The organism is Sphingobacterium faecium (assembly GCF_003054045.1).
In the GTDB taxonomy this organism is placed as follows: domain Bacteria; phylum Bacteroidota; class Bacteroidia; order Sphingobacteriales; family Sphingobacteriaceae; genus Sphingobacterium; species Sphingobacterium faecium.
On the sequence record NZ_QBKH01000002.1, the window covers coordinates 141,372 to 160,962 of the forward strand.

At 43.1% G+C, this 19,591-nt stretch carries 16 protein-coding genes; 13 read left to right on the plus strand and 3 right to left on the minus strand.

The window, feature by feature from the left end; all coding sequences use genetic code 11:
- Positions 1 to 116 precede the first annotated feature (116 nt).
- The 12 genes from C8N37_RS05065 (at position 117) to C8N37_RS05120 (ending at position 14,317) form a co-directional block, all read left to right on the plus strand.
- Positions 117 to 1,403, plus strand: a complete 1,287-nt coding sequence (locus tag C8N37_RS05065) for an O-antigen ligase family protein (protein WP_170114474.1) — start codon at positions 117 to 119, stop codon at positions 1,401 to 1,403.
- Complete coding sequence (locus C8N37_RS05070; RefSeq protein ID WP_108157895.1) at positions 1,384 to 2,289, plus strand: glycosyltransferase family 2 protein; 906 nt, start codon at positions 1,384 to 1,386, stop codon at positions 2,287 to 2,289. Before C8N37_RS05065 ends, C8N37_RS05070 begins: the two co-directional genes overlap by 20 nt.
- 8 nt (positions 2,290 to 2,297) lie before the next feature.
- Entirely contained in the window at positions 2,298 to 3,479 is a 1,182-nt protein-coding gene (locus C8N37_RS05075; RefSeq protein ID WP_108157896.1) for a glycosyltransferase family 2 protein, read from the plus strand.
- Positions 3,448 to 4,587: a glycosyltransferase family 4 protein gene (locus C8N37_RS05080; protein ID WP_108157897.1), complete on the plus strand. Its 1,140-nt coding sequence runs from the start codon at positions 3,448 to 3,450 to the stop codon at positions 4,585 to 4,587. Before C8N37_RS05075 ends, C8N37_RS05080 begins: the two co-directional genes overlap by 32 nt.
- 31 nt (positions 4,588 to 4,618) lie before the next feature.
- Positions 4,619 to 5,167: an acyltransferase gene (locus C8N37_RS23205; RefSeq protein WP_147051534.1), complete on the plus strand. Its 549-nt coding sequence runs from the start codon at positions 4,619 to 4,621 to the stop codon at positions 5,165 to 5,167.
- Positions 5,164 to 6,099, plus strand: a complete 936-nt coding sequence (locus tag C8N37_RS05090; protein ID WP_108157899.1) for a glycosyltransferase — start codon at positions 5,164 to 5,166, stop codon at positions 6,097 to 6,099. Before C8N37_RS23205 ends, C8N37_RS05090 begins: the two co-directional genes overlap by 4 nt.
- On the plus strand, positions 6,100 to 7,551 hold the full coding sequence (locus tag C8N37_RS05095) for a lipopolysaccharide biosynthesis protein (RefSeq protein WP_108157900.1): 1,452 nt from the start codon (positions 6,100 to 6,102) through the stop codon (positions 7,549 to 7,551).
- 89 nt (positions 7,552 to 7,640) lie between these two features.
- On the plus strand, positions 7,641 to 8,762 hold the full coding sequence (locus C8N37_RS05100; RefSeq protein WP_108158407.1) for a glycosyltransferase family protein: 1,122 nt from the start codon (positions 7,641 to 7,643) through the stop codon (positions 8,760 to 8,762).
- A gap of 172 nt (positions 8,763 to 8,934) precedes the next feature.
- Positions 8,935 to 10,113, plus strand: coding sequence for a glycosyltransferase family 2 protein (locus C8N37_RS05105; protein WP_108157901.1), 1,179 nt, complete (start codon positions 8,935 to 8,937; stop codon positions 10,111 to 10,113).
- Positions 10,114 to 10,126: 13 nt separating this feature from the next.
- Entirely contained in the window at positions 10,127 to 11,950 is a 1,824-nt protein-coding gene (locus C8N37_RS05110; RefSeq protein ID WP_108157902.1) for a PAS domain-containing sensor histidine kinase, read from the plus strand.
- A 10-nt stretch (positions 11,951 to 11,960) separates the two neighbouring features.
- The gene (locus C8N37_RS05115) at positions 11,961 to 13,019 is read left to right on the plus strand and encodes an endonuclease/exonuclease/phosphatase family protein (RefSeq protein WP_108157903.1); all 1,059 of its coding nucleotides are present in this window, start codon (positions 11,961 to 11,963) and stop codon (positions 13,017 to 13,019) included.
- A gap of 167 nt (positions 13,020 to 13,186) precedes the next feature.
- On the plus strand, positions 13,187 to 14,317 hold the full coding sequence (locus tag C8N37_RS05120; RefSeq protein ID WP_108157904.1) for a hybrid sensor histidine kinase/response regulator: 1,131 nt from the start codon (positions 13,187 to 13,189) through the stop codon (positions 14,315 to 14,317).
- Between the two features lie 60 nt (positions 14,318 to 14,377).
- On the opposite strand, the gene C8N37_RS05125 is transcribed toward C8N37_RS05120, so the two are convergent.
- A complete protein-coding gene (locus C8N37_RS05125) occupies positions 14,378 to 15,313 on the minus strand; it encodes a UDP-glucuronic acid decarboxylase family protein (protein WP_108157905.1) in 936 nt (311 codons plus the stop codon).
- A gap of 192 nt (positions 15,314 to 15,505) precedes the next feature.
- Here C8N37_RS05125 and C8N37_RS05130 point away from each other — a divergent pair, with 192 nt between their 5' ends.
- The gene (locus C8N37_RS05130) at positions 15,506 to 16,888 is read left to right on the plus strand and encodes a nucleotide sugar dehydrogenase (protein WP_108157906.1); all 1,383 of its coding nucleotides are present in this window, start codon (positions 15,506 to 15,508) and stop codon (positions 16,886 to 16,888) included.
- A 38-nt stretch (positions 16,889 to 16,926) separates the two neighbouring features.
- Here the strand turns inward: C8N37_RS05130 and C8N37_RS05135 are convergent, their stop codons facing one another.
- Together C8N37_RS05135 and C8N37_RS05140 are read right to left on the minus strand one after the other, a co-directional pair.
- The gene (locus C8N37_RS05135) at positions 16,927 to 17,538 is read right to left on the minus strand and encodes a response regulator transcription factor (protein WP_108157907.1); all 612 of its coding nucleotides are present in this window, start codon (positions 17,536 to 17,538) and stop codon (positions 16,927 to 16,929) included.
- Positions 17,529 to 19,427 carry a sensor histidine kinase gene (locus tag C8N37_RS05140; protein WP_108157908.1) on the minus strand — a complete coding sequence of 633 codons (1,899 nt, stop codon included), beginning with the start codon at positions 19,425 to 19,427 and terminating at the stop codon, positions 17,529 to 17,531. Before C8N37_RS05140 ends, C8N37_RS05135 begins: the two co-directional genes overlap by 10 nt.
- Positions 19,428 to 19,591 lie beyond the last annotated feature (164 nt).

Sequence of the window (19,591 nt, forward strand, 5' to 3'; positions counted from 1 at the left end):
ATGTGCTTCTGCTTATACTCATTTTGGGAGGGTTAGCAGGAGCATACCTATTTGTATTTGCTGGAACATCAGTAGGGATGGTGTTCTACCTTGTTCCGCTCCTGTTGCTGTTCCTCATGAGCTGCTTATCATCGCCTGTACGCTGCTTTTTTCTGTTATATATCGCCTCTTATTTTGTGATGGGCGTAGCGCGTTACGTGACATTTCCCATGCCCGCCGGTGTGATATTGGATATCTTGATCTTATTCAACTTCCTTTGTTTGTGCTTGCATTACATCCGTGGCAATCCCATTGGAAAACTCCATTTCAATCCCTTTTTGATCATCTCCATCTTGTGGATGATCTTCTGCTTGCTGGAGATTATCAATCCCATGTCCAGCTTTTCCAATTGGATCACTACCGTGCGAAATATCGGTATCCATATTGTTTTATTTCAACTATTGGTCTTTTTAAATCTGGACAATCTCGACAAGCTGCGCTTATTTTTTGGGTTATGGGGCACGCTGATTGTCTTGGGAGCCTTAAAAGCCATCGGTCAGAAGTATATCGGTTTTGATCGATTCGAGTCAGCCTGGTTATATACCTATGGAGCACATACACACGTCATCTATAGTGGTATCCGCTACTTTTCATTTTTCACCGATGCCGCCAATTTTGGTTGTCATATGGGTCTCGGGATTGTGGTTTTTACCATTCTGTCGTTTTATGAAAAAGTAGCCAACAGACGTATTTTTTATATTGCCGTAGCAATTATTGCTTTCTATGGTTTGATGATCTCCGGTACCCGAGCTGCAATAGCTGTACCCTTTGTTGGCTTCGCATTTTTTATCATATTGGTCAAGGAATGGAAGTGGATTATGGTAGGTGTCGGCTTATTGGCGCTTGCCTTTTCCTTTTTCAACCTGACCACCATTGGCAATAGCAATGGCGATATCCGCCGCATGCGGACTGCGTTCTCTTTTTCTCAAGATGCATCATTCAATGTACGTTTGGAAAACCAAAAGAAGATGCGTAGTTTCATGAGCGATCATCCATTCGGTATCGGACTTGGAGCTTCTAAACATGCCAATGAGGGTGATCTCATTCACGGCATCGCGACAGATTCCTCTTTTGTCTTTATTTGGGTGGAGACTGGTATCGTAGGTTTGGTTATTTATGTGTTGCTGTGTTTGACTATACTCGGTTTCGGGACTTACTATGTTCTGGTTGTCTTAAAAGATAACCGCATCAAATCCATCGTTGCTGCTTCCACAGCAGGTCTTGCCGGGATTATGGTCGCCGGATATGCCAATGAAGTACTCCATCAGATGCCTACCGGGCAGACCGTTTATATCTTGATGGGTATTATTATGCTATCTCCTGTTATTGATAAAAAGCTAGCCCATGACCACTCAACCGTATAAAATTTCCTTTATTACTGTTAATTATAATGGACTGGTCGATACCCGGGCATTTTTAGCGCGTATCGGCAGTATCCCATTCTCGTTTCCATTTGAAGTGATTGTTATTGATAATGGATCGGTACAAGACGAATATGCCTTATTAAAGGCCGAGTTTCCCTTTATTACGGGTTGCTACAGTGCCGCTAATCTAGGTTTTGCAGGAGGCAATAATATCGGTATAAGGATGTCACAAGGTGAATTTTTATATTTTTTAAACAACGATACCTTGCTTCCTGAGGCGGCCGATGAACAGCTACTGGCCATGCTGGCATTTTTTGAACAGCATCCTCTAGCCGGAGGTATCACGCCAAAGATCAGGTATATGGATCCGCCAAATATGATCCAGTTTGCCGGTTGTACACCCTTGACACCGATCACCTTACGCAACAAACAGATCGGTTATCAGGAGATCGATCATGGTCAATACGATCAGAATAGGGAGATCCCTTATTTACATGGTGCTGCGATGCTAATTCCGCGCCAGGTGATCGACAATATCGGCTTGATGCCCGAAGCGTTTTTTTTATATTATGAAGAACTCGATTGGTGTTGCCAGATCAGCAAGCGGTATTCCTTATATTACTTTGCCGGAGCGCTTGTTTTTCATAAAGAAAGTGCCTCAACAGGAATCGATTCCCCTTTTAAAACCTATTACCTCACCCGCAATAGGCTGCTGTTTGCTTATCGTAACAGCAGCGGAATAGTCCGGATATTGTCCTTATTGTATCTCCTATGCGTCGCAAATACCTCAAAAATGTGTAGCTTTATACTGAATGGGAAATGGAAACATGTCTTTTCCATCTGGTCCGCTACACGCTCTGCCTTTAAGCTGTTTAAATCAACGTAATTAGGACTATGGAATTAGTATTGCACATTATAGAAGGGATATTTTTTATTCCGTTTTTGATCTGGATCATCTATTTTTTGGTGTTTTCCATCGGATACCGTATTCCCAGAAATCAGAAATTCAAACAGGCTGTTCATCAACATCGGTATTTAGTGATTTTCCCCGCCTATAAAGAAGATGCTGTTATTGTGGAAAGCATTCGATCCTTTCGGAAACAAGACTATCCGCATCATCTGTATGAAATTGTTGTCGTGGCAGATAGCATGCAGGAAGATACCAATGCTGCTTTACAGCATTTGGGAGCCACAGTTCTTGTTCCCACTTATGCGCATCGATCCAAGGCCGCAGCGCTCAATCTGGCGATTACACATACTGCCGATCAACCATTCGATGCTGTTGTTATTTTAGATGCCGACAATTTGGTCTATCCTGATTTTCTAGAGCAGATCAATCGGGTATTCGATTCTGGATGCAAAGCGGTACAGGCACATCGCATCGCCAAAAATGATAATACCGATACCGCCTACCTGGATGGGATCAGTGAGGAAATCAACAATTCCATCTTTCGTCAAGGTCATGTCAATCTCGGACTGCCTGCAGCACTTACCGGTTCTGGGATGCTGTTTGAAATCAATTGGTTTAAACAGGTCATGCCCAAGATCAGCTCCATGGGAGAAGATAAAGAATTGGAATACCACCTCCTATTGGAAGGTATCTTCACGACTTATTTAGAAGATGTATATGTGCTCGATGAAAAAGTCCAAAACCGTAGGGATCTTTCGAATCAAAGGAAAAGATGGATTGCAGCACAGATCGATACTTTTTTAATGGCTTTTAGCGGATTGAGTACTATTTTTAAGACCCGCAACTGGGCGATGCTCGATAAATTGGTACAATGGTCCATCCCCCCACGCATTATTTTACTCGGGTTTGTTCCCATTTGGGTCTTCATCTTGTATATATTGGCTCCAATATTGATGTATAAATGGCTGGTACTCTATCTGTTGTTTATGCTATCACTTGGTTTGGCCGTTCCAAACCGATTTTACACCAAGCGAACATTAGTGTCCTTTTTAAAATTACCGTTTATTTTTATCGCGATCTTGCGTAGTTTTATGGGTATAAAATCAGGACGTAGTACTTTTGTTCACACACCACATGGCGAAAAGAAAGAAGATTATAGTAATTGAAGCACAACGGATATTCCGCAAGAATAAGCATGGAATGGACTTTGTCGCGCTGGAAATGATTCGTGGCTTGCAAAAGTTAGATACGGACAATTCCTATATTATTGCTGTTGGACCCGGTGAAGACCGCTGCCTCAGCGAAACGCGCAATTTTAGGATTGTTGTATTGGAAAGTTCCAATTACTTCATTTGGGAACAGATACTCCTCCCTCAGCTCTTAAAAAAAGTAAAGGCCGACCTGTTGCATTGCACTTCCAACACGGCACCTTTAAACATGCATATTCCGTTGGTATTGACTCTGCATGACATCATCTTTATGGAAAAGAAGATCGGCAACAATGCCTCGATGTATCAAAATCTCGGTCGTATCTATCGCCGATGGATCGTTCCGAAGATCTTAAAAAAGGTGCATACCGTGATTACGGTTTCCGACTACGAACAAACCAATATTGCAACAGCTTTTCCAAAGTTACGTGAACAGATCGTCACCGTCTACAACGGCGTCAGTCCACGATTTAAACCGCTGACAGCATTTGCGGATCCCCGATTTGCATCTTGGGAGAAAGGTAGTTATTGGTTGCTTTTAGGCAATACAGATCCTAAAAAAAATCTAAAAAATACGCTAAAAGCTTATGCTTGTTATTTACAGGAAAGCCGACATCAGAAAAAGATGCTGCTGGCAGATTTGGATCAGGCTCATCTGGATAAACTGTTGATCGAACTCGACTTACACGCTATCAAAGAGTACCTGATCGTCGAAGAGTATATTGCACATGATCTATTGGTCCAAGTATACAACAAAGCATTTGCATTTCTGTATCCTTCGGTTCGCGAAAGTTTTGGTTTACCGCTGTTAGAAGCGATGGCCTGCGGGATCCCGGTTGTTACTTCCGATACATCGGCCATCCCGGAGGTTGCTCAGGACAACGTCGTATACAGCCATCCCAACGATATCAACTCCATTGCAGCAGGCATGTTGCAGCTGGAAAATGATCCGGACTTATACGACAGTTTAGTTGCTAAAGGATTAGCCCGGAGTACAAAATTTGACTGGAATCAAACAGCAGCAAAGACATTGGATATTTATGAAGCAGTACATCTATCAAAATAAAACGCTGAAGCGGCTGGTGCATTGGCTGATCATGAGCCCCACGCGGACAAGACCGCGTTGGTATGTGCGTATGTTGCAATTTTTATATGTCAAGAGAGGGCGAGGTTCGGTCATATACAGTAGTGTACGTCGGGATCTAGTGCCGTTTCGCAACTGTTCCATCGGATCCAGGTCCGTCGTCGAATCCTTCTCCGTACTCAATAATGCGGTAGGGGACCTCCACATTGGACACCATTCACGCATCGGTATCTGCAATACCATTATCGGTCCGGTGACCATTGGCAATCAGGTTAATATCGGTCAGCATGTGTTGATCTCTGGATTAAATCATCAGTATGAAGATGTACACCGCAGCATTGCAGAGCAAGGAGTCTCCGTAGCAGAGGTCCGCATCGCCGATGATGTCTGGATCGGTGGAAATGTGGTTATTTTATCCGGAATCCAGATCGGTGAGCATGCCGTGATCGGAGCAGGATCTGTGGTGACCAAAGATGTCCCGGCATATAGCGTTGTCGTAGGCAACCCGGCTAAAGTAGTGAAAGTGTATGATTTTAGTTTAAATGGTTGGGTAAAAGTATGAAAGAGCAGCCGTTGATCAGTATTATTATGCCTGTTTATAATACAGAAGCGTATCTGGATATGGCTATTCAAAGCATATTAGAGCAGACACAGGAAGACTTTGAGTTGATAATTGTCAACGATGGCTCGACCGACGGCAGCCCAGCTATTGTGTCCAAATGGCAAAAACAGGATCACCGTATACAGATTGTTGCTCAAGACAATCAAGGCCTTTCCGCCGCGCGTAACACCGGCTTGCGGCATGCCGTGGGAGAATTTATCTATTTTATGGATAGCGATGATTACCTGCGTCCAGATGCCTTAAGCGCTTGCGTCCGCTATGCACAGGATGCGGCACTGGATCTCGTCTTTTTCGATGCCGATATTTTACGCGAGCAAAATCAGGAAAACCAGCTTTCTTCCGCTTTTCCTTATATCCGAAAAAAAACCGCGCCCCATCAAGTGATGAAGGGCAGTGAGGCCTTAGCGCAACTGTTGGATCATCAGGAGTTTTTTTCACCCGTTTGGATGCTATTCATTCGACGGAGTCTAATTTTAACCGAAAACTTGAAGTTTGAAGTGGGCATTATTCATGAAGATGAATTGTTTACCATGATGACCTTTTTACTCGCCCAGCACGTGGGGTATTTGCCCGAACCCTTCTTTTCTCGCAGGATCCGCGCCAACTCCATCATGACCAGCAGCTTTAAATGGTATAATATATCATCCTACCTGAAAGTCGCTGAGGAGCTGCAACGATTTATACAGGTGCATCCTACGAACCGGGCTGTTGTCGAGCGGTATCTCAACCGGATGCTCAATGCTGCGGTATGGAAGGCACATGCATTGCCTCGTGGTGAGCGCGTTAAGCTCTTATTCATACTCATCAGCCGATGGAATAAGTATTTGCATATGCGCACGTACGGAGTCTTATTATTCAAAAAGAAAAAATAGATGAAAGATATACAAGGACAGCTGATCTCAGGCGTATTTTTTACCGCACTGGCTAAATATGCCAACCTGATTATATCTTTGATCGTCACGGCTGTCTTGGCTAGACTCCTTGCTCCCGATCAATTTGGAGTGGTCGCCATTGCAACGGTCGCCATTACATTTCTCAATCTCATCGCCGATATCGGCTTGTCCGCAACCGTGATCCAGCACAAAGAGCTCGATCAAAAAGCCATGAGTGCTTTGTTTTCTCTATCGGTCTATATCACCGTGCTGCTATCGGTGCTGTTCTTTTTATGTGCAGGCATATTTGCCAGCTGGTACGATCAGCCGATTCTGAAACCCATTTGCCAATGGCTTGCCCTTAGTTTGCTGTTTTCCGGGATAACCGTGGTGCCCAATGCCCTTTTTTATCGCGAACGCCTGTTCAAAGCCATCGCTTTGCGCAGCTTGGTCATCCAGCTTGTCGGTGGAGCGATATCCGTAGCAGCTGCATTCAATGGCTATGGTGTGTATGCGTTGATCATTAATCCGATCTTTTCTTCCTTACTCATTTTTGCGATATCCTATGCCAAATTTCCGCTGAAGTTTACATTCCGCTTCTCTTTACAAGCCCTGCGGCCTATTTTTTCCTATTCGCTCTATCAATTTTTATTTAATATCATCAATTATTTCAGTCGCAATGCCGACACCCTATTGATCGGTAAATATTTGGGTATGGTACCTTTGGGTTATTACGATAAGTCGTACCGCCTGATGTCGCTCCCGCTGCAGAATATTACACAAGTGATCACACCAGTGATCCATCCCATCCTCAGCATGAAGGGTAAAGATTTGGAGTATTTAAATCGAGTCAACCTCAAGTTGGTCAGTTTTCTCGCACTGATTGGGTTCCCATTGGCAGTCTTCCTGTATTTTTGTTCCGAAGAGCTGATTCTTTTATTCTTTGGACCGCAATGGGAATTGGCCATTCCGACTTTTAAAATATTGAGTCTGACGGTGGGCATCCAATTGGTCTTATCTTCTTCAGGATCTATTTTCCAAACCGCTGGCGATACCAGGAGCTTATTTATCTGCGGATTATTTTCAGCAGTGGTCAATGTCACCGGTATTCTGTTGGGCGTATTTTACTTCAAGAGTATCGAAGCTGTCGCCCAATGCCTGTTGGTCACCTTCAGCATCAACTTTGTACAGACGTATTGGCTGATGTATCGGGTTATTTTTAAAGAAAGCTTGCTTGCTTTCTTCACCTGCCTGTGGAAGCCTATACTCTTTGCAGGCCTATTAGCGGTGCTATTATTCGGCGCCGATCTTTGGTTTCATTGGGATCAGCAACTGTATAATTTTCTGATTAAAAGTTTGATTTTCGGTCCATCTTTTGCGTTATTGATCTGGTTTGGAGGCTATCAAGCAGATATTAAGCAATTTATCTATAGAAAAAGATCGAAGCAATAAAACTTGATTTTTACTTGCGATGTATGCCTATTTTTTTGTATTTTCTTGCATTCAAATAAAGGCCATAAAATAAATTAGATATCATGGGGATGAAGGTGCTTTTTTTAATATTTCATGGTTTTAGCGAACATAACGGAATCAGTAAAAAGATTTGGGGACAGATCAATGGGCTCAAACAAAATGGTGCCCAAGTGACCCTCTGTCATTATACCGTAGAGGCCAGTGGACATCGGGTGTGGAAGGTCAATGAGGATGTACTCGTGGATCTCGGCAAAGGAACCTCGGCCAAGATTCGCAAACGCATCGATTACCGCGCCATCCAGGAGTATGTTGTGAAAAATAATTTTTCACTCGTTTATATCCGTTCGGATCACAATGCCAATCCATTTACGATCCGTTTGGTGAAAAGCATACGTCAATCCGGAGCTACCGTGATGATGGAAGTCCCGACTTATCCCTACGATCAGGAATACAATACCGCCAAAATGAAGCTGGAATTGTGTGTCGATCGCTTGTTCAGAAGGCAGCTAGCCAAGCAGTTGGATGCTGTCGTCACCTTTTCCAATTTTGATCAGATCTTCGGTCAAAAAACCCTCCAGATTTCCAATGGAATTGACTTTGGCGCCATCCCGATCCGCCATCCCATTACCAAAGGGGGAGAAGAGATTCATCTGCTTGCCGTCGCTGAGATCCACTACTGGCACGGGTTTGACCGCCTGATCCAAGGTCTCGCACTTTACCAACAGCAGCAGTCTGCACGTCAGGTGATTTTTCATCTCGTGGGCGAACTCACGGGGGAACGCGAGCGTCAAGATATTCTGGTGCCCATCCAGAAGCACGGTCTGCAGCAGCAGGTCATCCTCCATGGTGCCCTTTGGGGTACGGCACTCGATACGCTATTTGATCAGGCCGATTTTGCGATCGGAAGCTTAGGGAGACACCGTACCGGCATCGATGTGATTCGCACCTTGAAAAACCGCGAATATGCGGCACGCGGCATTCCATTTATCTATTCCGAATCGGATCCAGATTTTGACCAGTGCGATTACATCATCAAAGCAACGGCAGACGAATCGCCGATTGATATCCAGCAGATTTTGGATTTTATAAACCAATTGAAGACATCACCGGATACCATCCGAGCCAGTATCCAAGAACTTTCTTGGCAAGGCCAGATGAACAGGTTGTTGCAATCCGATCTATTGCAGTAAACGTGCTTTTTTTGATCTTTTAGATAGGGAATCTCGGTTGGACAACGGTAAGCGATAAAACTGATACAAGCGTAGCCTGCCCTATGTGGAATAGTCAAAAAAGGATAACAACTGCGATGATCGCGATAACCAAATAATTAGTATATTTTTGTCATAAATACAACGATCTCCTATGGTACAGTTTTTATTTTGGTTCAGTTTGCTGTTGGTACTTTATACCTATGTAGGCTATGCCCTGTTGATTTTTTTATTGGCAAAATATAGACCTTATAAAACACAGGTACAGACCCCAGATGGGCGTGCAGAAGAACTTCCTGAGGTCACCCTATTTATAGCGGCTTACAATGAAGCGGATATTATTGCAGAAAAGATGCTCAACTGCAGGTCACTGGCTTATCCTGCACAAAAACTCCAGATCATTTGGGTCATTGATGGGAGCAATGACCAGAGCGAAGTCCTCTTGCAGCAGTATCCAGACGTGCAGATCGTAAGTTCTCCTTTACGCAACGGGAAAACTGCGGCCATCAATCATGGAATGCAACATGTCAATACACCTATTGTCATTTTTAGCGATGCCAACTGCTTGCTCAATAGCGATGCCATACACATCATGGTCAGCCAATTTAACGATCCTAGCATCGGATGCGTATCCGGGGAAAAAAGAGTTGCTTTTACGGATGGTGATACCATATCATCCAAAGGCGAGGGAACCTACTGGAAGTATGAATCCCTGCTCAAAAAACTGGATTTTCAATATTACTCCACCGTAGGTGCCGCAGGTGAGCTTTTTGCCATTCGTACGCAATTGTTTACCGTGATGCCAGAAGATACGTTGTTGGACGATTTTATGTTGTCCATGGGGATTGCGCAAAAGGGTTATCGCATTGCGTATACTCCTGATGCCTATGCCGTAGAGTCTGGTTCACTCAATATGGAAGAAGAAGCAAAGCGTAAAAGACGCATTGCAGCTGGCGGCTGGCAGTCCATCAACAGGCTGCTGCCCTTACTCCATATCGTGCGTTACGGCAAGTTGAGTTTTCAGTATATCTCGCATCGGGTTTTGCGCTGGTCCGTCACTCCCTTTGCCCTATTTGCGCTATGGCCACTATCTTTCGTGATCGGACTAGGACAAGAGTCACCCTATAACGTGTTTCATGTCATTTTTGTCGCCCAGGTAGTCTTTTACCTTTGCGCAGGCATTGGATATCTCCAGCGAGATCATCCCCATGTGTCAAAATTGTTTTATGTTCCCTATTATTTTATATTTATGAATATAAATGTCCTGTTGGGGATTTACTACCTATTAAGCAAACAACATCGCAGCGGATGGGAGAAATCTCAGCGAAAATAATTTAGCAAACATCATGGAGGAAAGAGCATTACATAGCTTAAAATATTTGGAAAAGATCTTAGATCTGACCAGTGATACGTTATTCCTGATCGATCAGAATAATGTATGTGTGGATGCCATTGTTAAGACCGAGAACCCGATCATCAATCCCCGGATGGCATTGGTCGGAGTCCATTTACTTACTCTTTTACCGGCATCTACAGCGCAGCTTATTGAGGACGAATTTGCGAAATGCCGCCAGACGGGAGAGACTTCCAACCTCAATTACGATTTACCGGCCCATGATCAGACTTATTATTTCAAGTTTATCATCCATAAGTTTGATGACGAACATTTGCTGTGTCAATATCGCGATATTACGCAGCGCAGTAGTATGAAACTTCGGCTCAAATCAGCTTTGAAAGCACAGTTGGAGGTGGGCAAGGTGGCGATGATCGGACATTGGCGTTTTGATTCCCAAGAGCAGACATATCTGCATACCGGATATTCCAATCTGTTGCACGCCAACCTCTTGGAGCCAAAAATTACGACCATGACGGAACTTTTGGAGTACATTCATCCCGATGACCGCAAAAAGTTAAGTGATTTTGTCAACCAGGATCAAACCGAGTTTGCGACTTTAGAATACCGCATGATCTTTCCAGATCTGCCGATTACCTATATCCGCGCAACCAAATATGCTCGGTTAGTGGAAAATGACCAATGGATCATCGATGGCTTTTCGCAGAATGTGAGCGATTTTATGAAAAACAGAAATGAGCTGGAAATGGTGCTGGCCGTCGTGCACAATGCGCCGTACAGCATTTTTGCGTGTCATATGGATGGTCAATTGGCTTTTGCCAACAAGGCCTGTCGCCAACAGAATGCACTTACTGAACAAGAGCAGATCGATCATTTCAAAGTGTATGAACGGCTGAAAAATTTCAGTTCAAAAGAAGAATGGGAAGCATTTTTACAAAAATTAAAAGAAGCCGAAGGTTATTTACAATATCGCTGTGATATTCCCTATCCGCTAATGGATATTATTGGTTCCGAATGCAGCTCATTGATTATTAAAAATGGTAATGGCGAAGATATAGTATGGACCATCCAACGCGATATCTCCGATCAGATCAGATATGAAGAGCAGCTCCTCCGCTCCAAACAAACCGCAGAGGAGTCTGAAAAGTTAAAATCGGCCTTTATTTCCAATATGAACCATGAAATCCGTACCCCATTGAGTGCGATCATGGGCTTTGGTAATATCATCGCTGAGACCCCAGATCCCGAATTACGGAAAGAGTACGGACAGATTTTGACGACCAACAGTAGCCAATTGCTGCGCTTGGTGTCCGATGTCTTGGAAATGTCGCAGATGGAAGCCGGTAAGGTGCGGTTTGAATCTGCTCCTGTATCGCTCAAGGGGATTTTCAACGAACTCTCTTTAAGCTTTCTTCCTTCGGAAGATCTGCCTGACTTGTTTTTTGATATTCCCGAACAGGAGGTTGTGGCCTATTTGGACCGCGGGCGGGTGATGCAGGTCTTGGTCAATTTGATCAACAACAGCAGGAAGTTTACCCCTTCCAAAGGATCTATTCATGTCGGTTATGTTCTGCATAAGGATACCGTTGAGTTTTATGTTAAAGACAATGGCATCGGAATTGCTAAAGAGTTGCAGGAATCGATCTTCAACCGCTTCTTTAAGGTCAATGAGTCCGACAAAGGCAGTGGCCTGGGGCTATCCATCTGCAAAGGCATTGTCGAACAGATGCATGGTACAATTTGGGTAGAGTCAGAAGAAGGGGAAGGATCGACCTTTAAATTTATGCTCCCATTAGATATTCCGACATCATCCTAAGTGCCCATCTATGAAAAACATCACAGAACCTCAGCCGGTACGTATCCGAGCCACAATCGGTAAAGCCGTATATGTGCTTTTGATGATCGTCACATCGCTATCCTTTCTGGCGTTGTATGTTTCTCCTGAAACTATTGTGCTCTTTCAATGGATCGGTGTGGTCTTGCCTGTATTGCTCCTTTGCAATTTATTATTTTTGATTATTGGACTATATAAACGGAGTTGGTATAGTATTTGTCCCATTATTGCGATACTGGCAAACTATCATTATTATCCGCACAAATTTCAGATGCATAGACCGGAGGAAGGAAATTTAGCCGAGATTAAGTTTGCGACATACAATGTTCACGAATTCAAAATGAGCTATAACATTTCCTCTATGGAACATATTGCGGATTATTTTTCCACCAATCAGGTGAATACCATTTGTTTGCAAGAGGTTCCTGCCGACTTAACGGAGGCAGATCTCAAGCGGGTATTTAAAGACATGCCCCATATTGTGACCACAAAAGGAGGAGGAAAGCACTTTCAACTTGCTATTCTCAGTAAATATCCATTAGATTCTATTTCCACTATTTCCTTTCCAGAACGCCCAAATTGTGCTTTATTTGCCGATATGATGGTTAATAATGAAAAAGTACGTATCGTAAACTGCCATTTGCAGACGACAAATTGGAATCAGGTCAAAGGTACACTGCTATACGAAGAAGAGACAGGGGCTAGCTGGACAGATGCACTGGGTATCATTTCCAGCAATTTTAAATTTAGAGGCAGGCAAGTGGATTCCTTAAGGAGCATACTGGATCGTTCCCCTTATCCATTGATCGTGAGCGGTGATTTTAATAATACTCCCGTTTCCTACGGCTATAAAACGATCAAAGGAGAGTTGAAAGATGCCTATTTGGAGGCCGGAAATGGCTATGGCTATTCCTATCGTTATTTTATGAAGCTTTTTCGGATTGATTTTGTATTATATTCAGGCACCAAACTGAAAGCCGCCAATTACCGGACAGGAGCTCTGGACTACAGTGATCACTTACCGGTCCTTGTTGATATTGGTCTGAACTAACCGCAATTATAACATTTTTGAGACATACATGATTTGTGTTGTTGCTCATGGCAAATAATTAATTTAAAAATGATACTTTAACAGTACCGAAATTGTTGATCTAACATTATATTTACAAATGATATTAGGTATTTATACGTACTATTGTGTAAGCTGCAAATTGACCTATGGAAATTGATTTTTCACTATATAATATCCTCATCGTCGAGGATTCGGAAGTTAACCTTTTTATGTTAAAGGGGATTCTTGAGAGAGAATCTTTCCGTGTGTTTTCTGCTTTGGATGAATTCGCGGCACTGGAAACCCTAGAAAAGGAAAGGATCGACCTGATTTTAATGGATGTGATGCTGGGCGATTCAAATGGTTATGATCTGACGCTCCGATTGAAATCAATGGATCCCTATCAGCATATTCCCGTTATTTTTATTACCCACCTGAGATCACCTGAAGATGTGGTCCGCGGTTTTGATAGCGGTGGAGTGGATTATGTGGCCAAGCCTTTCAATAAAATGGAATTGCTGCAGCGGATCAAGCATCAGATCCGTTTAATTGCATCCAATCAGACCATCAGCAGACAGACCGCAGAGCTAAAAGAGGCTATTCTCAATCGCGACCGCATGTATGCGATATTGGCACATGACCTCCGGAGCCCCATTTCCTCGCTCAAGATGATCTTCAATATTTTGAGTGTGCAGGCCGAAACTGCAGCCAATGGTTATAGCGATATGGTCAATACCGGAAATGATATTGCCGAACAGCTCTTTACGGTGCTCGACAATTTACTGAAGTGGACCAAGTCCAGCTTGGGCATGCTCAGTTATATTCCCCAAAAACTGGATTTAAATGAGCTCATCCAGGGCGTGACAGAAACCTTACTCCCGACTGCCAAATTGAAAAATATCGCTATTGAACTTGATTTACAGGATGGATTAGAGATCTTTTTTGATGTGGATATCATGAAAAGCATCTTGCGCAATCTGATGATGAATGCGGTGAAATTCAGCCATAACGATTCTGCGATTACACTGAATCTTCATCGGGAACAAGAATGGGCAGTGGTAGAGATTATCGATACAGGTATCGGTATGAGCCCTGCCGTGCAAGAACAATTAAATAAGCAGATTGCGAGAGAGGGAGCGGTGACGCCTATGCATGATCAAGGCAAAGGACTTGGACTTTGGGTCGTTTACCACTTTATTCATACCCATGGAGGTAAATTCTTTTTCGAATCGGAAGAACATAATGGATCCCGTGTTGGATTTAAAGTGAAACTGGTTAACGATGATTTAATCGCCTAAGGTTGATTTAAAAGGACAGATGCACGGTATTTCTTGTTGAAGGACCGTGCATTTGTCTTTTTATGTGATGCTTTTAAAATAAGCAATGGTTTTTTTAAGACCTTCCTCCAATTGGATTTTTGGTTCCCAATTTAAGGCTGATTTTGCCAGATCAATATCCGGTTTACGCTGTTTAGGATCGTCAGAAGGCAGGGGTAGAAAGATGATTTTCGATTTCGATCCCGTTAGAGCAATCACGCGCTCCGCAAGTTCTCGAATGCTAAACTCATTGGGATTGCCCATATTGATTGGACCGATCGTATCGTTCGGGCTTCCCATCATTTTGATCATCCCTTCAACGAGATCATCCACATACTGAAAACTTCTGGTCTGCGAACCATCGCCATAAAGCGTGATATCTTGATTGTTCAAGGCCTGAATAATAAAATTCGATACCACCCGCCCATCATTGGGGTGCATATTGGGTCCGTAGGTATTAAAGATCCGGATGATTTTGATCTGGACATCATTCATTCGATGGTAGTCCATAAAAAGTGTTTCTGCACATCTTTTTCCTTCATCATAACAGGAACGGATACCTATTGGGTTGACATTTCCCCAGTATGATTCCGTTTGTGGATGGATGATCGGGTCACCATAGACCTCACTGGTAGAGGCTTGTAAGATTTTAATGTTTAATCGTTTGGCCAATCCCAGCATATTGATGGCACCCATCACCGAAGTTTTGACCGTTTTGATCGCGTTAAATTGATAATGAATCGGAGAAGCCGGGCAGGCCAAGTTATAGATTTCATCCACTTCTATAAAATAGGGCATGGTCACATCATGTCTGATCGCCTCAAAATATGGATTGGACAAGAGTGGTGCTATGTTATCTTTCGATCCGGTAAAATAGTTATCCAAAGAAATGACCTCATTGCCCTCATCGAGCAATCTTTTGCACAAGTGCGAGCCAATAAAACCAGCTCCACCAGTTATCAAGATTCTTTTTTTCATGTATATTCTTTTTATAAGAAGTTGAACATTACGAAGATATAGATCTCGCAGTTGTCAGACAAATTTATTCCGCTTAGTATTGAAATTTAGTAAATAAATGATTAATTTCGATACATACACATATCTACGGTAACGTCCTTATATGTTGCGAGTTAAAAATGGTAGATGATGTTGTTGTTTTATTATACATAGATGAGAGAAATTAAGAGAATAGCCTGTGTTGGCGCCGGTTATGTGGGTGGTCCGACGATGTCGGTTATTGCGCAGAAGAACCCGGATATTACGATTACCGTTGTTGATTTAAACCAATCCCGTATCGATGCGTGGAATGATCCAGATTTAGACAATTTACCCATATATGAACCCGGTTTGGATGCGGTTGTTGCTGAGGCCAGAGGGCGCAATCTTTTTTTCTCTACAGACGTTGATCAAGCGATTGAAGAAGCCGATATGATCTTTATTTCGGTCAATACGCCGACCAAAACTTATGGTAAAGGAAAAGGACAGGCGGCCGATTTAAAATATATCGAACTTTGTGCGCGTCAAATTGCACGGGTAGCGAAGAACGATAAAATTGTCGTTGAAAAATCTACTTTACCAGTCCGTACAGCAGCAGCTTTAAAGAGCATATTGGATAATACGGGCAATGGTGTTAATTTTCACATCCTCTCCAATCCCGAGTTTTTAGCAGAAGGTACAGCAGTACCGGATCTGCATAACCCCGATCGGGTGTTGATCGGTGGTGAAGATCAGGAAGCGATAGAAGCGCTAGTACAGATTTATGAAGCCTGGGTACCCAGAGATCGCATATTAACGACCAATCTATGGTCATCCGAATTGTCAAAACTTGTGGCCAATGCGTTCTTGGCGCAACGCGTATCTTCGATTAATGCAATTTCCGAACTATGTGAAGTGACAGGAGCCAATGTAGATGAGGTTTCACGCGCTATTGGTTATGATTCCCGGATTGGACCTAAGTTTCTAAAGGCATCGGTTGGATTTGGTGGATCATGCTTTCAAAAAGATATTTTAAACCTGGTTTATATCGCCAGGTCCTATAACCTAACTGCTGTCGCGGATTATTGGGAACAAGTGATCCTGTTAAACGATCACCAAAAAGACCGATTTGCGCAGAAGATTATTCAGACCATGTACAATACGGTCAATGGTAAAAAGATTGCATTCTTAGGTTGGGCATTTAAAAAAGATACCAATGATACCCGCGAATCTGCAGCGATTTATGTGGCCGATCATCTTTTAGATGAAGAAGCCGAAATTGTCGTTTACGATCCCAAGGTCTCCGCCGAGCAGATTTACCGCGATCTGGATTACCTGGGTACGCGTTCTCCTGCAGAAAATCGCCGTCTACTGACGGTGGTGAACGAACCCAGGGAAGCGCTAACCGGCGCACATGCGGTGGCCATATTGACCGAGTGGGATGAATTTAAACAATACGATTGGGCCGAAGTAAAAAATGGAATGAAAAAGCCGGCTTTTGTATTTGATGGGCGCAAGATTTTAAATCGAAAACAACTCGAGGGGTTCGGCTTTCAATATTACGCTATTGGTGAATAGTAGCTTGAAAGTTGTTTAGGAGTGATCCTAGACAACTTTCAATTTTCCAGCATATGCTGATGTTCAATAGCCCAGGTCAGCAGCGCATTATTTTCCTCCTCCAGACAGAGTTTGCGACAGATGCGGTGACGCGTATTTTTAATCGTATATGGACTCAAATATAGTTTCTCTGCAATATGCTTGGTCGTATACCGATTGGCAATTAATTTTAGCACCTGTTTTTCCGAAGACGTCAGCCCATCCAGATTCAGCTCTACCTTTGGAGCCGTATACATCCTGAGCAGACGTTGTATGACCATATGCGTTCCCGCGTAGAGACGGCTCTCATTCAACGGTTTTATAATGTAATTTTCAGGATTGACAGCGATAGTACGATCGATGCACTGTTTGGATTCATAAGAGGTGATAAAGATCAGTGCAAATTGTTTTTCAGCCTTATATTTCACCATCAGGTCAATTCCATCACAATCATCCTGCAGCTGGATATCGCAGAGGACCAGATCCGGTTGCTGTTCCTGCATGTAGGTGTCGACCTCTTCCACTGAAAGCGCAATATTGATCTGGATATTCTCGTAGAAAGAAGAGAAATGCTGTTCGATAAAACGCGCGATGATCATTTCATCTTCAATAATTAAGATCTTTATTTCCATACCCCTTTTTTAAATTCAAATTGATAGTGATAGCCATTTTTATGATTGATGCTGATCTCGCCCTTGATCTGGCGGGCCAGATCCCTGATCAGCGCGATTCCCAAAGACGAATGCGCAATTAAGGTATCCGAGCCCACGCCATTATCCCAAAATAGGATAGACAATTTGTCCGTTGACTGTTGGATGTCCAGCGTGATTTTAGGGGACTTCTCCCGATCATTTGGAAACGCATATTTATACGCGTTGGTCAGGAGCTCGGTGATGATCAAGCCCAAGGATGTTGAAATATGGGTCGGAATCCAATAATCGAGCACACAATACAGATCAATCGCGATCCTCTTCTGTGGATCATACAGCAGCTGCAGGTAACTGATTGTTTCCACCACCAATTGATCCAGTTTTAATTTATTGCCTTTATTATACACCAAGAGCTGATTGACCAGCATCATGGTATGGATGCGGCTTTGCATCTCCTGAATGGCCGGATTGCTGGTTAAGCCATTTTTATCCCCTGTTCGGTAGAGACTGCCCAAGCTATATAAAAGTTGCAGATTGTTTTTCACCCGATGGTTGAGCTCATCGATCAAAGTTTCAATGTATTTATTCTTCTCCAAGAGCTCCGATTGCTGCTTATTTAACACGGTATTTGCCATATTGAGCTCAGCAGTACGTTCCTCCACTCTGATCTCAATTGATTTATGGTATTCCAGTTCTTGCTTGCGGATCCGCAGGCGGATAGCGACCAGAAAAATAATCGTGATGCTCAGTACAAATAGTTGGATCACGGCAGGGATATAGAGCAGTGATTTTTCATCCATCTGGATCAACATCGCGATAATTAGGCTGATCCCAACCGCAAAGAATAGCGTTCCGTAAGCCAGAAAACGTTGCGTTGCATTGATCTTTTTCCAGTTGTAAATAAATAAAGTCGACAGATAAGCGATATGTATTGCCCCTAAAATAAAATTAATGCGGTTGGACAGAAAATAATTGGAGGTGCTATAGCAGTAGATCAAGCTGATCACAGCAAAAGAGATCACCAATGAGCAGATGAGAAGTGCTGCTTTATAAAATAGCGGGCTCAGTTTTTTCAGATTCAGAAAATCAAGGAGCAGCAGATAGAAGCTGATGGTCCCGATCCGGTAAAATATAGGACTTATGGTCCAGCCCAGGCGCGGGTTTTCAGCAAAGAATAGATCGATAAATTCCTTCTGCAGGGCAAAACTGTACAGGCCCAAAGCCATTAAAAAAGTAAAGATCCAGATATAGGGCCGATAGCGTGACACCAGCCAAGCCAGTGCAATATAGAGGAGCAGTACGATGATTGCGCCTTCTAAGAAAGCATAGATATTGGACTCTTTCTGCTGCCGTTTCAGGTAGTTCAGTTGATCTTCGATATAAAAGTCCAGCTGGGGACTATACCCCTTGATATGCTCAATTTTTAATAGGCAGGTGTAAGTCTTGGTGACATCCAGTTCAAGTGTAAAATGATTACGGTCATCGCCTGGAGTGATCTCCTTGAGGGGTCTGAACAGTCCTGATTTTCGATTTTCGATCGCTAGGCTTGTGCGGTCATCGATCAAGGTGAGGTCCACATAGGTCAGATTGTTAAAAGAAAGGACATAGGTTTTTCTTTTCAGGTCTCTGCTTGCCGGGATATTGATTCGGAGCCAATAGATTCCTTTTGCCTCGTATTTGCCCGGCTCGACTTGTGGATTTTTGAAAATGGATTTATTGTGGTAGTAAAACAGTGGACTGTCTTCGTTCAGCTGTTCTTGTGCAATGAGAGGCGTTGAAATATGAGCTGCGCGTTCTGTATTTGCAGATCCGGTGAAGGATGCGACTAGGAAAAAAAATAGCAGAAAAGGCGTAACAAGGTAAGGCTTCATTTGTCCCTACAAATGTGCAGTATTTACCTGAATTTTGAAATTTATTACTGTGATTTTTTTTTATCTAAAGTTAAATAAGACCCTGGGGTCTCTGTTGTAACATCAATTTTCATTCTATTTTTGATAAAAATTAAGAGCTGTTATTTATGTCCTTTTAAACGTCT